Raw genomic sequence first — 13,372 nt, 5'->3', positions numbered from 1 at the left:
GGGGCATGACACCCCCGGCACCGTCCACACCTGCTGATCCGGGACTTCCTCGTCCGGTCCGGCCGGCGCGCTTTCCCCGCCCGGCCGGCGCAGGCACCCTGCACAACGCCAACATAGGGGACCACCCGCCCGGCTGTCCGCACCTTGCGGGGCAGAAACCGGCCCGGAACGGCCGCCCGCGCCCGGCGGCCCCCGCTACTCGGCCGGCACCGGCTCGACAACGGCCTCGTCGATCACCACGGTGGCGTTGGGGGCCGTGTTCCCCGTGGTGGGGTCGGCCGGGGCCGCGCCCGCCTCCGCGATCGTCTCCAGCACGTCCAGGCCCGCCGTGACCCGCCCGAAGGGCGTGTAGTCGGGCGGCAGCTCGCTGTCCTCGTAGACCAGGAAGAACTGGCTGCCGCCGGTGTCCCGGCCCTCGCCCGTGGCGGCGTTGTACTGGTTCGCCATCGCGACCGTGCCCGCCGGGTAGACGCCCCCGGCGATCTCCTCGGCGTCGAGGTTCTCGTCCGGGATCGTGAACCCGGGCCCGCCCATGCCGGTGCCCTGCGGGTCGCCGCACTGCAGCACGTGCAGGCCCTCGGTCACCAGCCGGTGGCAGGGGGAGTGGTCGAGGAAGCCCTCTCCGGCCAGGAAGGAGAAGGAGTTGACCGTGCGCGGCGTGGCCCCGGCGTCCATGGTGACCTCGATGTCGCCGCAGGTGGTGGCCAGCCGCATCACGTAGTCGCGGGTGTCGTCCACCGCCATCTCCGGCTCCTCCTCCCACTGCGCGGTGGAGGGCTCGCCCTCCGCGGGCTCGGCGCAGGGGTCCTCCACCGGCTCCTGGGTGGTCTCCTCGCCCGAGGGCGACGCGGAGGGGTCCTCGCCGCCGTCGTCGCGCAGGACCACCACCAGGCCGGTCACGCCGCCCGCGACCAGCACCACGGCCAGCACGGACAGCAGGACCCGGAGCCGTTGCGAGCGGCGCGCGCGGCCCGCCCTGCGCTGCTGCTGACGCTCCCACTTCGCCCGCGCGAGCTGCCTGCGCCGCTGATCCCTGGTGGCCACCGCGCCCCTCCCTGCCGTCTCGTCCGTTCCGTGACCGTCGCCGCCGCGCCCGCGTCGCCGCGCGCCCGGCCGGTGCCGCTCGTCACCGTATACGGGTTCGCTGTGGCCGTCGCGGCGCCGGTAGGCTTCCGTCCGGGCCGCGCGCCCGCGGCGTTCCGACCGCGCACCGCACGACGACCGAAGGACCACCGTTGCTCATCGCCGGCTTCCCCTCCGGGGCCTGGGGGACGAACTGCTACCTGGTCGCGCCCGCCGCCGGCGAGGAGTGCGTGATCATCGACCCCGGCCACCGGGCCGCCCCGGGCGTGGAGGAGACCATCGCCAAGCACCGGCTCAAGCCGGTGGCCGTCGTCCTCACCCACGGGCACCTGGACCACGTCGCCTCCGTGATCCCGGTCTGCGGCGCGCACGGCGTGCCCGCCTGGATCCACCCCGAGGACCGCGAGATGCTCTCCGACCCGGGCAAGGCGCTGGGCATCACCCTGGGGGAGCCGCTCCTCGGCGAGATCACCGCCGGGGAGCCGGACGACCTGCGGGAGCTGACGGACGGCAGCGAACTCGCCCTGGCCGGGCTGACGTTCAAGGTCGCGCACGCCCCCGGCCATACCAGGGGGTCGGTGACCTTCCGGCTGCCCGAGACGGCCGACATCCCCTCGGTGCTCTTCTCGGGCGACCTGCTGTTCGCCGGCTCCATCGGGCGCACCGACCTGCCCGGCGGCGACCACGCCGCGATCCTGCGGTCCCTGGCCTCCGTCTGCCTGCCGCTGGAGGACTCGACCGTGGTCCTCTCCGGGCACGGCCCGCAGACGACCATCGGCCGCGAGCGCGCCACCAACCCGTACCTGCGGGAGCTGGCAGCCGGCCGCGGGGGCGCGAACCCCGCGGCCCCCCGAACCGGAATGTGAAGATCCCACTCGTGAGCACCTTCTCCGCCCCCAAGGGCACGTACGACCTCCTGCCGCCCGACTCCGCCGCGTTCCTCGCGGTGCGCGAGGCCCTGGCCGCGCCCCTGCGGCGCGCCGGGTACGGGTACGCCGAGACGCCCGGCTTCGAGCACACCGCCCTGTTCGCCCGGGGCGTCGGCGAGTCGACCGACATCGTCACCAAGGAGATGTACACCCTCACCACCAAGGGCGGCACCAGCCTCGCGCTGCGCCCCGAGGGCACCGCCTCGGTCCTGCGCGCCGCCCTCCAGGCGAACCTCCACCGGGCGGGCGGCCTCCCGGTCAAGCTGTGGTACTCGGGCACCTACTACCGCTACGAACGCCCGCAGGCCGGCCGGTACCGGCACTTCTCGCAGGTCGGGGCCGAGGCCATCGGCGCCGAGGACCCGGCGCTGGACGCCGAGCTGATCATCCTGGCCGCCGACGCGCACCGCTCCCTGGGCCTGACCGGCGTCCGCCTGCTGCTGAACACCCTGGGCGACCGGGCCTGCCGCCCCGCCTACCGGGCCGCGCTGCAGGAGTTCCTGCGCGGCCTGGAGCTGGACGAGGAGACCCGCACCCGGATCGAGGTCAACCCGCTGCGGGTGCTGGACGACAAGCGGGAGAGCGTGCGGCGGCAGCTGGAGGGCGTTCCGCTGCTGCGCGACCACCTGTGCGAGGCGTGCAAGGAGTACCACGAGCGGGTGCGGGAGCTGCTGACGGCCGCGGGGGTCGCCTTCACGGACGACGACCGGCTCGTACGCGGACTGGATTACTACACCCGCACCACGTTCGAATTCGTCCACGACGGCCTGGGCGCGCAGTCCGCCGTCGGCGGCGGCGGGCGGTACGACGGGCTCTCCGAGCTGATCGGCGGGCCGCCGCTGCCCTCGGTCGGCTGGGCGCTCGGCGTGGACCGCACGCTGCTGGCGCTGCGCGCCGAGGGCCTGGCGCCCGCGGCGCCCGCGGCCACCGACGTCTACGCGGTGCCGCTGGGCGAGGAGGCCAGGAGGGTCCTGTTCGCCGTGGTCACGGGGCTGCGCCGGGCGGGCGTGGCGGCCGACTTCGCCTTCGGCGGGCGCGGCGTGAAGGCGGCGATGCGGGCGGCCAACCGCAGCGGCGCCCGCTACGCGCTGGTGGCCGGGGACCGGGACCTCGCGGAGGGCGTCGTGCAGCTGAAGGACCTCGCCAGCGGCGAGCAGCGCGCGGTGGCCCTGGACGCGGTGGAGCGGGAGCTGAGCGGCTTGCTCACCTGACGCACGATCCGGCCGGGCCCGGTTGACATCAGCGGCCCGTGAGCGTTGGGTCACTGGTGCACACTGGAGGAGCCGAACCCGGACGAGAGCGGATGGATCAGATGGCAGCAGCGGTGGTGGACGCGGTCCGGACCGGCGAGGACCCGGTGCCCGACGAGCGTGCGAGAGCGGTGGGCGCGGGGCGCGGCTTCGCGCTCCTGCTGGTGATCACCGGCTTCGCCGGACTGCTGGCGGCCTGGGTCATCACGCTGGACAAGTTCCACATCCTCGAGGACGAGAACTACACCCCGGCCTGCTCGCTGAACCCGGTCGTCTCCTGCGGCAGCATCATGGAGAGCGAGCAGGCGGAGGTCTTCGGCTTCCCCAACCCCATGCTCGGCATGGTGACCTACGGCGCGGTCATCGCCATCGGCATGGGGCTGCTGGCCGGCGCGCGGTACGGGCGGTGGTTCTGGCTGGGGCTCCAGGGGGGCACGCTCTTCGGCGTCGGCTTCTGCACCTGGCTCCAGTACCAGTCGCTGTACGAGATCCGCGCCCTGTGCCTGTGGTGCTGCCTGGCCTGGGTCGCCACCATCGTCATGTTCTGGTACACGACGCTCCACAACGTCCGCAACGGCTTCCTTCCGGCCCCGGCCGGGGTGCGCCGGACGCTGGAGGAGTTCCACTGGCTGATCCCCACCGTGCACGTCGCGATCATCGGGATGCTGATCCTGACCAACTGGTGGGACTTCTGGACGAGCTGACCCGCGCCCGGGCGCCCCTGCCCGGTCCGTGCCCCGCGCCCGGGTCGCGAGCGGGCCGCCCGGCTGTCGGTGGCGCCGTTTAGGCTCGGTGGCGTGGAAGCCGATCTGTTCACCGCCGCGGCCGAGGAGCGGGCCGAGAGGGACCCCTCCGCGCGGCCCCTGGCCGTCCGGATGCGCCCGCGCACGCTGGAGGAGCTGGTGGGCCAGGGGCACCTGCTGCGCCCCGGCTCGCCGCTGCGCCGCCTCGTCGGCGAGGGGGGCGGGGGCCCGGCCGGGCCCTCCTCCGTGATCCTCTGGGGCCCGCCCGGCACGGGGAAGACCACGCTGGCGTACGTCGTCAGCCAGGCCACGGACAAGCGGTTCACGGAGCTGTCGGCCATCACCGCCGGGGTGAAGGAGGTCCGCGCGGTCATCGAGGGCGCGCGCCGGGCCTCGGGCGCCTACGGCAAGGACACCGTCCTGTTCCTGGACGAGATCCACCGCTTCAGCAAGGCCCAGCAGGATTCGCTGCTCCCGGCGGTGGAGAACCGCTGGGTCACCCTGATCGCCGCCACCACGGAGAACCCCCACTTCTCCGTGATCTCCCCGCTGCTGTCCCGGTCCCTGCTGCTGACGCTGGAGCCGCTGGCCGAGGAGGACCTGCGGGCCCTGCTGCGCCGCGCGGTGGCCGACCCCCGGGGCCTGGGCGGGGCGGTGGAGCTGCCGCCGGAGGCCGAGGAGCACCTGCTGCGGATCGCCGGCGGGGACGCGCGGAGGGCGCTGACCGCGCTGGAGGCCGGGGCGGGCGCCGCGCTGGCCAAGGGCGAGAGCCTGCTGGGCCTGGCCACGCTGGAGGAGGCGGTGGACCGGGCCGCCGTCCGCTACGACCGGGACGGCGACCAGCACTACGACGTGGCCTCCGCGCTGATCAAGTCCATCCGCGGCTCGGACGTGGACGCCGCGCTGCACTACCTGGCCCGGATGATCGAGGCGGGGGAGGACCCGCGGTTCATCGCCCGCCGCCTGATGATCCTGGCCAGCGAGGACATCGGCATGGCCGACCCCACCGCGCTGCCCACGGCCGTGGCCGCCGCCCAGGCCGTGGCCCTGATCGGCTTCCCCGAGGCGGCGATCACCCTCAGCCACGCCACGATCGCGCTGGCCACGGCGCCGAAGTCGAACGCCGCGGTGGTCGCCATCGGCGAGGCGCGGGCCGACGTCCGGGCGGGCCTGGCCGGCCCGGTGCCGCCCCACCTGCGCGACGGCCACTACGCGGGCGCCGAACGCCTGGGCCACGGCCGCGGGTACCAGTACCCGCACGACCTGCCCGGCGGCATCGCGGCCCAGCAGTACGCCCCGGACGCGGTCCACGGCAAGCGGTACTACCGCCCCACCCGCCATGGCGCCGAGGCCCGCACCGCCGACGTCGTGGAGCGGGTCCGCGCGCGCCTCGCGGGCAGCGACGGCCCCCTGACGGGGGACTGAGGTCCGCCCCCGGTCACGCGCGGCTGCACACGAGCCGCGGCGGCGAGCGTTACGCCCCCGCCGCGTCGAAGAGGTGGCGGATGGCGGTGCGCAGGCCGGGGATGCCGGTGACGGGGTGGGGGAATTCGAAGCGGGCGTCGAAGCAGGCGTCCGCGGCGCAGAAGCGCACCCGCAGGCCGAAGCGGTCCAGGCCCAGCGGCACCACCCGCTGCCAGCCCGCACAGGCCCCCCGGTCGCCCACCAGCGCGCACAGGGACCGCAGTTGGCTCCCGTGGGAGGCGGCCAGGTGCTGGAGCAGCTCGGCCTCGTGCCGGGCCAGCGGGTCGGGCGCCGCCTCCGCGAAGTCCTCGGGCTCCACGTGCTCCGCGCCCCACAGGTCGTCCGTGTACGCCTCGCCGACCTCCAGGCGCAGCAGCGCCGCGCCCGGCCCCGGCTCGGGCAGCCCCGGCCGTTCGTCCGCCAACAGGGCCAGCGCCGCGGGCCGTTCGGCCTCGGGCACGTGCGTCAGCCAGCCGGCCACCCAGCCCCGGCCGCGGATGCGGTGGGGCACGGCCACGGGGGCGACGTCCGTGATCTCCATCACGGCCGTCACCTCGTCGGCGGTGGCGTGCGTGGCGGCGCGGGTGGCCGGCGAGCCGACGGGCAGCAGGAGGAGCACGTCGCCCGAGGGGGAGACGGCCCGCGCGTCGACCGTGGCCGGCGCCCGCTCGGAGCTTTCGCAGCCCGGAATGACCAGCACGGCGGACGCGTTGCCCGCCACGAGAGTGCGGACGCGCTCGGCGCCGCTCGGCTGCCGGGCGTCCTCGTCGGCGGCGGGCAGGGACCTTCCGGTTCGAAACATGGCGCGCTCCTCGGCTAAGGTAAGGCTCACCTAACTTACACGGAGGTCCGGTCCACGTGAACCAGTCGCGTCCCAAGGTCAAGAAGTCCCGGGCGCTGGGCATCGCGCTCACGCCCAAGGCGGTCAAGTACTTCGAGAAGCGCCCCTATCCGCCCGGCGAGCACGGACGCGGCCGGAAGCAGAACAGCGACTACAAGGTCCGCCTGCTGGAGAAGCAGCGGCTGCGCGCCCAGTACGACATCAGCGAGCGCCAGATGGCCCGCGCCTACGAGCGGGCCCGCAAGGTGGAGGGCAAGACCGGCGAGGCGCTCATCATCGAGCTGGAGCGCCGCCTGGACGCGCTCGTTCTGCGCTCCGGCCTGGCCCGCACGATCTACCAGGCGCGCCAGATGGTCGTTCACGGCCACATCGCGGTCAACGGCCGCAAGGTGGACAAGCCCTCCTACCGGCTGCGCCCCGAGGACGTGGTGAGCGTCCGCGAGCGCAGCCGCGAGAAGCACCCCTTCCTGGTGGCCCGCGAGGGCGGCTACGCGGGCGAGGGCGAGACCCCGCGCTACCTCCAGGTCAACCTGGAGGCGCTGGCGTTCCGCCTGGACCGGGACCCCAACCGCAGCGAGATCCCGGTCATCTGCGACGAGCAGCTGGTCGTGGAGTACTACGCCCGCTGACCCGCGCCCGGCTCCACGGCCTCCCCGCCGCCCTCGGGCGCGGCGGGGAGGGCCGCCCGCCCGGCCCCGCGGGCCGCGGGCAGCGCGAGGGGCTTCGCGGTGGACAGGCCCTCGAGGGCCCGCGCCACCGCGCCGTTGGTGTCCAGCCGCTCGCCCTCCCGGACGCACTCGGCGAACCGCGCCGGCCCCAGGCGCCGCCGCAGGTGCCGCTCGCACTGCACGTGGGGGGCGTTGAAGTAGTCCGAGCCGAACAGCGGCATCCCCACCGAACGCCAGAGCCGGGCCGCCGCGCCCTGGAGCACCGCCGCCTCGGCGGGGTCGTTCTCGCTCGCGGTGATCCCCGCCAGCACCTCGAGCGCCAGCACGGTGCCCACCAGGTCGCGGAAGGCGTGGTTCACCGGCAGGGACTCGGCCAGCAGCTCCCGGGCGGTGGCCGTGTCGCCCCGGCTCCAGGCGGCGAAGCCCAGGACGTAGAGGGCGTAGGAGCGGGCCCAGCGCTCCCCGTGCTCGTCGCAGGCCCGCCGCACCGCCTCGCACTGGTCCACCGCCTCGGCCAGGTCGCCCTGGAAGGCCACGGCCATCGCCAGCATCGCCCGGCACATCAGGACGTTGCTGTTCAGCTCGCCGATCTCCTCGTAGCGCGAGAGCGCGTCGCGGAAGAGCCGCTCGGCGCGGCCCATGTCGTCGTTGATCAGCGCCAGCGTCCCGGAGTGGTGGAGGCTGTAGGCCGCGGCGCGGGCGTTGCCGGTGCGCTCGGCGCCCTCGCGGCACTCGTGCAGCGCCGAGAGCGCCGCGACCGAGTCGCCCTGGAGCACGGCGACGTAGCCCAGCACCCACAGGGCCTTCAGGCGCGTCTCGTCGTGGTCGGTGCCCAGGGCCAGGGCGCGGTTGAGCCAGACGCGCCCCTCGGCCAGCCGCCCGCAGCCCACCCAGCAGAACCACAGGGTGGCCGCCAGGTAGGTCACCAGCCGCCCGTCGTCCTCGTCGTCCAGCGCGAACTCCAGCGCCGCGCGGAGGTTGGGCAGCTCGTCGTCGATCCGGCGCGCCACCTCCGCCTGCTGGGCGCTGAACCACTGCAGCTCGGAGAGGGTGACCATGCCCATGCACCAGTCCCGGTGCCGGCGCCGCATCCGCAGCGTGTCACCCATGGCCTCCAGCCAGTCGGCGCCGTAGGCCCGCAGCGTGTCGAGCATCCGGTAGCGCACGCCGGAGCGCGCGTCCTCGCGGGTCACCACCGACTGGGCGACCAGCTCGGTCAGCACGTCCAGCACCTCCTCCCGGCGCAGGTCGGGGCCCGAGCAGACGTACTCGGCCGCCTCCAGGTCGAAGTGGCCCGCGAAGACGGACAGCCGCGCCCACAGCAGGCGCTGCTCGGGCGTGCACAGCTCGTGGCTCAGGCCGATCGCGGTGCGCAGGGTCTGGTGGTGCGGCGGGGCGCCGTGCGTTCCGCCGATCAGCAGCCGGAAGCGGTCGTCCAGCCGGTGCAGGGTCTGCTCCAGCGACAGGGTCCGCAGCCGGCCCGCGGCCAGCTCCAGCGCCAGCGGGATGCCGTCGAGGCGGTGGCACAGCTCCGCGACCACGCGGTGGTTGTCGTCCGTCAGCTCGAAGCCGGGCAGAACGGCCGCCGCCCGGTCCGCGAACAGCCAGGCCGCCTCGCTGGGTTCGCCCGGCGGGCGGCGGTCCTCGGGGTCGGGCGGCTGCGGTGCCTCCAGCGGCGGCAGCGGGAACAGCCGCTCCCCGGCCACGCCCAGGGGGCGGCGGCCGGTGGCCAGCACCCGCAGGCCCGGGGCGCGGCGCAGCAGTTCGTGCACCAGCGCCGCGGTCGGCTCCACCAGGTGCTCGAAGCCGTCCAGCACCAGCAGCAGGCGGCGGTCCGCGAGCCGTTCGGTCAGCACCGTGCGCGGGGCGCGCCCGGTGTGGTCGGTCAGTCCGAGCGCCTCCACCACCGCGTGGTCCAGCAGTTCGGGGTCGCGCACCGTGGCCAGCTCGACCAGCCACACGCCGTCGCAGAAGCGTTCCTGCATCCCCCGGGCGGCGCTCAGCGCGCACCGCGACTTTCCGACCCCGCCCACCCCGGTCACCGTGACCAGCCGTGAGCGGCTCAACTGGCGCGTCAGCGCGCCCACTTCGACCTCGCGGCCGATGAACCTCGTCAGCTCCGCGGGGAGGTTGCCCGGCGGAGGCGCCGCACCCGGAATCTCCCGGGCTTCAGGCCCGGAACCCTGAAAGCCTCGCATGGGACACGCAGCGTACTCGGAGGTATGCAGAACGTACAATTGCCGCCCGCGGCCCTTGGCAGGAGCGGGGGAATGCGGTACGAGCGCGGGCGCACGGCGCGGTAGGGTCGGGACCTGCCGCCTCGCGCGCCAGGGGCCGCCCCGCGCGCCCGGCGGCCGGTCAGACAACCGTCGGACGAGCCGTCCGACGACAACCCGTCCGAGGGAAGCGGTGGATACGTGTCCGGTGGAGAAGTGGCCGGCCTCCTGGTGGCCGTCTTCTGGGCGATCCTGGTCTCCTTCCTCGCCGTCGCCCTGGTCCGGCTGGCCCAGACCCTCCGCGCCGCCACCGAGCTGCTGAACGGCGTCACCGAGCACGCCGTCCCGCTGCTGGGCGAGGCCTCCGAGACCGTCCGCTCCGCGCAGACCCAGCTGGAGCGCGTGGACACCATCGCCTCCGACGTCCAGGACGTCGCCGCCAACGCCTCGGCGCTCTCCGCCACTGTCGCCTCCGCCTTCGGCGGCCCGCTCGTCAAGGTCGCCGCCTTCGGCTACGGCGTGCGGCGCGCCCTGCGCCGCCGCGGCGCCGCCCCGGCCGCGGCGCCCGAGCCGCCGCCCCGGGCCGCCGGGCGGGTCGTCCTCGGCCGCACCGTCCCTGCCGCCCGGCGCCGCCGGCGGGGAAAGGACTGAACGCACCGTGTTCCGCCGCGCCCTCTGGTTCACCACCGGCGCCGCAGCGGGCGTCTGGGCCACCACCCGGGTCCAGCGCACGCTCCGCGCCCTCGCCCCCGAGAGCCTCGCCGTCCGCGCGGCCGACCGCGCCGCTGCGGCCGGCCGCCGGGTGAAGGTCTTCGCGCTCGACGTGCGCGAGGGCATGGCCGAGCGGGAGAACGAGCTGCACGACGCGCTCGGCCTCACCGGCGCGCCTCCCGCGCAGACCCGGGCCCTGCCTCCGCCCTCCCGCCGGGCCGCCCTGGCCCCGGCCCCCGGCCCGGACGACCCGAACGCCCCCACCGGTCCGGCCCACCCCGCCGCACCGACCGAGAAAGAGGATTCCGATGGAGTCGGCTGAAATCCGCCGCCGCTGGCTGAGCTTCTTCGAGAAGCGCGGGCACACCGTCGTGCCCTCGGCGTCGCTGATCGCGGACGACCCCACGCTGCTGCTCGTCCCCGCGGGGATGGTGCCCTTCAAGCCGTACTTCCTCGGCGAGGCCACCCCGCCCTACCGCCGGGCCGTCAGCGTGCAGAAGTGCGTGCGCACCCCGGACATCGAGGAGGTCGGCAAGACCACCCGGCACGGGACGTTCTTCCAGATGTGCGGCAACTTCAGCTTCGGGGACTACTTCAAGGAGGGCGCGATCTCCTACGCCTGGGAGCTGCTGACCTCCCCGGTGGCCGAGGGCGGCTACGGCCTGGACCCCGAACGGCTGTGGATCACCGTCTACGAGCAGGACGACGAGGCCGAGCGGATCTGGCGCGAGGTCGTGGGCGTTCCCGCCGAACGCATCCAGCGCCTCGGCATGGGCCCGAACTTCTGGTCGATGGGTGTCCCGGGCCCCTGCGGCCCCTGCTCGGAGATCAACTACGACCGCGGCCCCGAGTTCGGCCCCGAGGGCGGCCCCGCCGTCAACGACGAGCGCTACGTGGAGATCTGGAACCTGGTCTTCATGCAGTACGAGCGCGGCCCCGGCCAGGGCAAGGACGACTTCCCCATCCTCGGCGAGCTGCCCGCCCGGAACATCGACACCGGCCTGGGCCTGGAGCGCCTGGCGATGATCCTCCAGGGCGTCCGCAACATGTACGAGACGGACACCCTGCGCGTCGTCATCGACCGCGCCGGGGAGCTGACCGGCGTGCGCTACGGCGACGCCGAGGCCACCGACGTCTCCCTGCGCGTGGTCGCGGACCACATGCGCACCTCCGTCATGCTCATCGGGGACGGCGTCACCCCGGGTAACGAGGGCCGCGGCTACGTCCTGCGCCGCATCATGCGCCGCGCCATCCGCACCATGCGCCTGCTCGGCGCCACCGGCCCCGTCGTCGGGGACCTGGCCGCCGTCGTCCTGGAGACCATGGGGCAGCAGTACCCCGAACTCCTCACCGAGCGCCGCCGGATCGAGACCGTCGCCCTCGCCGAGGAGGCCGCGTTCCTCAAGACGCTGCGGGCCGGCACCGGCATCTTCGAGGCCGCCGCCGCCGAGACCCGCGACGCCGGCTCCACCGTCCTGCCGGGCGAGCGCGCCTTCCAGCTCCACGACACCTGGGGCTTCCCCATCGACCTCACCCTGGAGATGGCCGCCGAGCAGGGCCTGTCGGTGGACGAGGACGGCTTCCGCCGCCTGATGCGCGAGCAGCGCGAGCGCGCCAAGGCCGACGCCCGCGCCAAGAAGCAGGGCCACGCCGACCTCAGCGCCTACCGCGAGGTCGCGGACGCCGCCGGGCCCTCGGAGTTCATCGGCTACACCCACACCACCGGCGAGGCCACCGTCGTCGGCCTGCTCGTGGACGGCGTCTCCGCCCCCGCCGCCCAGGAGGGCGACGAGCTCGAACTCGTCCTGGACCGTACCCCGTTCTACGCCGAGGGCGGCGGCCAGCTCGCGGACACCGGCCGCATCCGGCTGGACAGCGGCGCCGTCGTGGAGATCCGCGACGTCCAGCAGCCCGTCCCCGGCGTCATCGTGCACAAGGGCGAGGTCCAGGTCGGCGAGGTCACGGTCGGCTCCGCCGTCCAGTGCCACATCGACATCGCCCGCCGCCGCGCCATCGCCCGCGCCCACAGCGCCACCCACCTCACCCACCAGGCGCTGCGCGACGCCCTGGGCCCCACCGCCGCCCAGGCCGGCTCGGAGAACTCCCCGGGCCGCTTCCGCTTCGACTTCGGCTCGCCCGCGGCCGTTCCCGGCTCGGTGCTGCTGGATGTCGAGCAGAAGATCAACGAGGTGCTGGCCCGCGAACTCGACGTCACCGCCGAGGTGATGTCCATGGAGGACGCCAGGAAGCAGGGCGCCATCGCGGAGTTCGGCGAGAAGTACGGCGACCGCGTCCGGGTGGTCACCATCGGGGACTACTCCAAGGAGCTGTGCGGCGGCACCCACGTGCACAACACCGCCCAGCTCGGCCTGGTCAAGCTGCTGGGCGAGTCCTCCATCGGCTCCGGCGTGCGCCGCGTCGAGGCCCTGGTCGGCGTCGACGCCTACCGCTTCCTCGCCCGCGAGCACACCGTCGTCGCGCAGCTCACCGAGCTGGTCAAGGGCCGCCCCGAGGAGCTGCCCGAGCGGATCTCCGGCGTGCTGACCCGGCTGCGGGACGCCGAGAAGGAGATCGAGCGCTTCCGCGCCGAGAAGGTGCTGCAGGCCGCCCGGCCGCTGGCCGAGGGCGCCCGGGACGTGGCCGGGGTCGCCCTGGCCTCCGGCCGTGTGCCCGACGGCACCACCGCCGAGGACCTGCGCCGCCTCGTCCTCGACGTGCGCGGCCGGATCGGCGGCGACCGTCCGGCCGTCGTCGCCCTGTTCACCGTCACCGGCGGCCGGCCCCTCACCGTGGTCGCCACCAACGACCGTGCCCGGGAGCGCGGCCTGCGCGCCGGGGACCTGGTCCGCGCCGCCGCCAAGGCCCTGGGCGGCGGCGGGGGCGGCAAGCCGGACGTCGCGCAGGGCGGCGGGCAGGACCCGGCCGCCATCGACGAGGCCCTGGCCGCCGTCGAACGCCAGGTCGCGGACGCCGCGTGATGCGGCGCGGCAGGCGGCTCGGCGTCGACGTCGGGGAGGCCAGGATCGGGGTCGCGGGCTGCGACCCCGACGGCCTCCTGGCCACCCCCGTGGAGACCGTGCCGGGCCGCGACCTGCCCGCCGCGCACCGCCGGCTGGCCGAGCTGGTCGCGGAGTACCAGCCGATCGAGGTCGTCGTCGGGCTGCCCCGCTCGCTCAGCGGGCGGGAGGGCCCGGCCGCCGCCAGGACCCGGGCGTTCGCGCAGGAGACCGCCCGCCGCCTCGCCCCCGTCGCCGTGCGCCTGGTGGACGAGCGCTTGTCCACCGTGGCCGCCGCCCGCGACATGCGCGCCGCCGGGGTCTCCGCGCGCAAGGGCCGCTCCCGCATCGACCAGGCCGCCGCCGTCGTCATCCTCCAGAACGCGCTGGACACCGAGCGCTCCTCGGGGCGTCCGCCGGGGGAGTGCATCCAGGTGGTTGTCTGATCGCGATACGGTAACGTTCCCGGCG

12 protein-coding genes are annotated in these 13,372 nt (G+C 74.9%); 9 read left to right on the top strand and 3 right to left on the bottom strand.

Annotation, left to right across the window (positions count from 1 at the left end; genetic code table 11):
* Positions 1–195: 195 nt before the first annotated feature.
* Entirely contained in the window at positions 196–1,044 is an 849-nt protein-coding gene (locus RM780_RS17745) for a peptidylprolyl isomerase (RefSeq protein WP_311631734.1), read from the bottom strand.
* A gap of 191 nt (positions 1,045–1,235) precedes the next feature.
* On the opposite strand from RM780_RS17745, the gene RM780_RS17740 reads away from it, so the two are divergent.
* The 4 genes from RM780_RS17740 to RM780_RS17725 all read left to right on the top strand — a co-directional run bounded on the left by RM780_RS17740 (position 1,236) and on the right by RM780_RS17725 (position 5,430).
* A complete protein-coding gene (locus RM780_RS17740; protein ID WP_311631733.1) occupies positions 1,236–1,949 on the top strand; it encodes an MBL fold metallo-hydrolase in 714 nt (237 codons plus the stop codon).
* A gap of 11 nt (positions 1,950–1,960) precedes the next feature.
* On the top strand, positions 1,961–3,223 hold the full coding sequence (gene hisS, locus RM780_RS17735; protein ID WP_311631732.1) for a histidine--tRNA ligase: 1,263 nt from the start codon (positions 1,961–1,963) through the stop codon (positions 3,221–3,223).
* Positions 3,224–3,324: 101 nt separating this feature from the next.
* Positions 3,325–3,966 carry a vitamin K epoxide reductase family protein gene (locus RM780_RS17730; RefSeq protein WP_311631731.1) on the top strand — a complete coding sequence of 214 codons (642 nt, stop codon included), beginning with the start codon at positions 3,325–3,327 and terminating at the stop codon, positions 3,964–3,966.
* 93 nt (positions 3,967–4,059) lie between these two features.
* The gene (locus RM780_RS17725) at positions 4,060–5,430 is read left to right on the top strand and encodes a replication-associated recombination protein A (protein WP_311631730.1); all 1,371 of its coding nucleotides are present in this window, start codon (positions 4,060–4,062) and stop codon (positions 5,428–5,430) included.
* Positions 5,431–5,479: 49 nt separating this feature from the next.
* Here the strand turns inward: RM780_RS17725 and RM780_RS17720 are convergent, their stop codons facing one another.
* Positions 5,480–6,271 carry a DUF2470 domain-containing protein gene (locus tag RM780_RS17720; RefSeq protein WP_311631729.1) on the bottom strand — a complete coding sequence of 264 codons (792 nt, stop codon included), beginning with the start codon at positions 6,269–6,271 and terminating at the stop codon, positions 5,480–5,482.
* Between the two features lie 56 nt (positions 6,272–6,327).
* On the opposite strand from RM780_RS17720, the gene rpsD reads away from it, so the two are divergent.
* The gene (gene rpsD, locus RM780_RS17715; protein WP_311631728.1) at positions 6,328–6,939 is read left to right on the top strand and encodes a 30S ribosomal protein S4; all 612 of its coding nucleotides are present in this window, start codon (positions 6,328–6,330) and stop codon (positions 6,937–6,939) included.
* On the opposite strand, the gene RM780_RS17710 is transcribed toward rpsD, so the two are convergent.
* A complete protein-coding gene (locus tag RM780_RS17710) occupies positions 6,927–9,176 on the bottom strand; it encodes an ATP-binding protein (protein ID WP_311631727.1) in 2,250 nt (749 codons plus the stop codon). The two genes, rpsD and RM780_RS17710, sit on opposite strands and share 13 nt — an antisense overlap.
* A gap of 219 nt (positions 9,177–9,395) precedes the next feature.
* Between RM780_RS17710 and RM780_RS17705 the strand changes: the two genes are divergently transcribed.
* The 4 genes from RM780_RS17705 to ruvX are packed head-to-tail and all read left to right on the top strand — an operon-like array spanning position 9,396 to position 13,347.
* Positions 9,396–9,845, top strand: coding sequence for a DUF948 domain-containing protein (locus RM780_RS17705; protein WP_311631726.1), 450 nt, complete (start codon positions 9,396–9,398; stop codon positions 9,843–9,845).
* Positions 9,846–9,852: 7 nt separating this feature from the next.
* Positions 9,853–10,227, top strand: coding sequence for a DUF6167 family protein (locus RM780_RS17700; RefSeq protein WP_311631725.1), 375 nt, complete (start codon positions 9,853–9,855; stop codon positions 10,225–10,227).
* Positions 10,214–12,883, top strand: a complete 2,670-nt coding sequence (alaS, locus tag RM780_RS17695; protein ID WP_311631724.1) for an alanine--tRNA ligase — start codon at positions 10,214–10,216, stop codon at positions 12,881–12,883. The genes RM780_RS17700 and alaS overlap by 14 nt, the downstream gene beginning before the upstream one ends.
* Positions 12,883–13,347: a Holliday junction resolvase RuvX gene (ruvX, locus tag RM780_RS17690; RefSeq protein WP_311631723.1), complete on the top strand. Its 465-nt coding sequence runs from the start codon at positions 12,883–12,885 to the stop codon at positions 13,345–13,347. Before alaS ends, ruvX begins: the two co-directional genes overlap by 1 nt.
* The last annotated feature ends 25 nt before the right edge of the window (positions 13,348–13,372 follow it).

Source organism: Streptomyces boetiae, assembly GCF_031845405.1.
In the GTDB taxonomy this organism is placed as follows: domain Bacteria; phylum Actinomycetota; class Actinomycetes; order Streptomycetales; family Streptomycetaceae; genus Streptomyces; species Streptomyces boetiae.
The sequence above is the reverse complement of the archived record's forward strand: the minus strand, read 5'-3'. Positions and strand labels throughout refer to the sequence as shown.

Coding starts and splice junctions, on each gene's coding strand:
- alaS (WP_311631724.1), top strand. CDS start 10,214: ATGGAGTCGGCTGAAATCCGCCGCCGCTGGCTGAGCTTCTTCGAGAAG.
- RM780_RS17720 (WP_311631729.1), bottom strand. CDS start 6,271: ATGTTTCGAACCGGAAGGTCCCTGCCCGCCGCCGACGAGGACGCCCGG.
- RM780_RS17710 (WP_311631727.1), bottom strand. CDS start 9,176: ATGCGAGGCTTTCAGGGTTCCGGGCCTGAAGCCCGGGAGATTCCGGGT.
- RM780_RS17730 (WP_311631731.1), top strand. CDS start 3,325: ATGGCAGCAGCGGTGGTGGACGCGGTCCGGACCGGCGAGGACCCGGTG.
- ruvX (WP_311631723.1), top strand. CDS start 12,883: ATGCGGCGCGGCAGGCGGCTCGGCGTCGACGTCGGGGAGGCCAGGATC.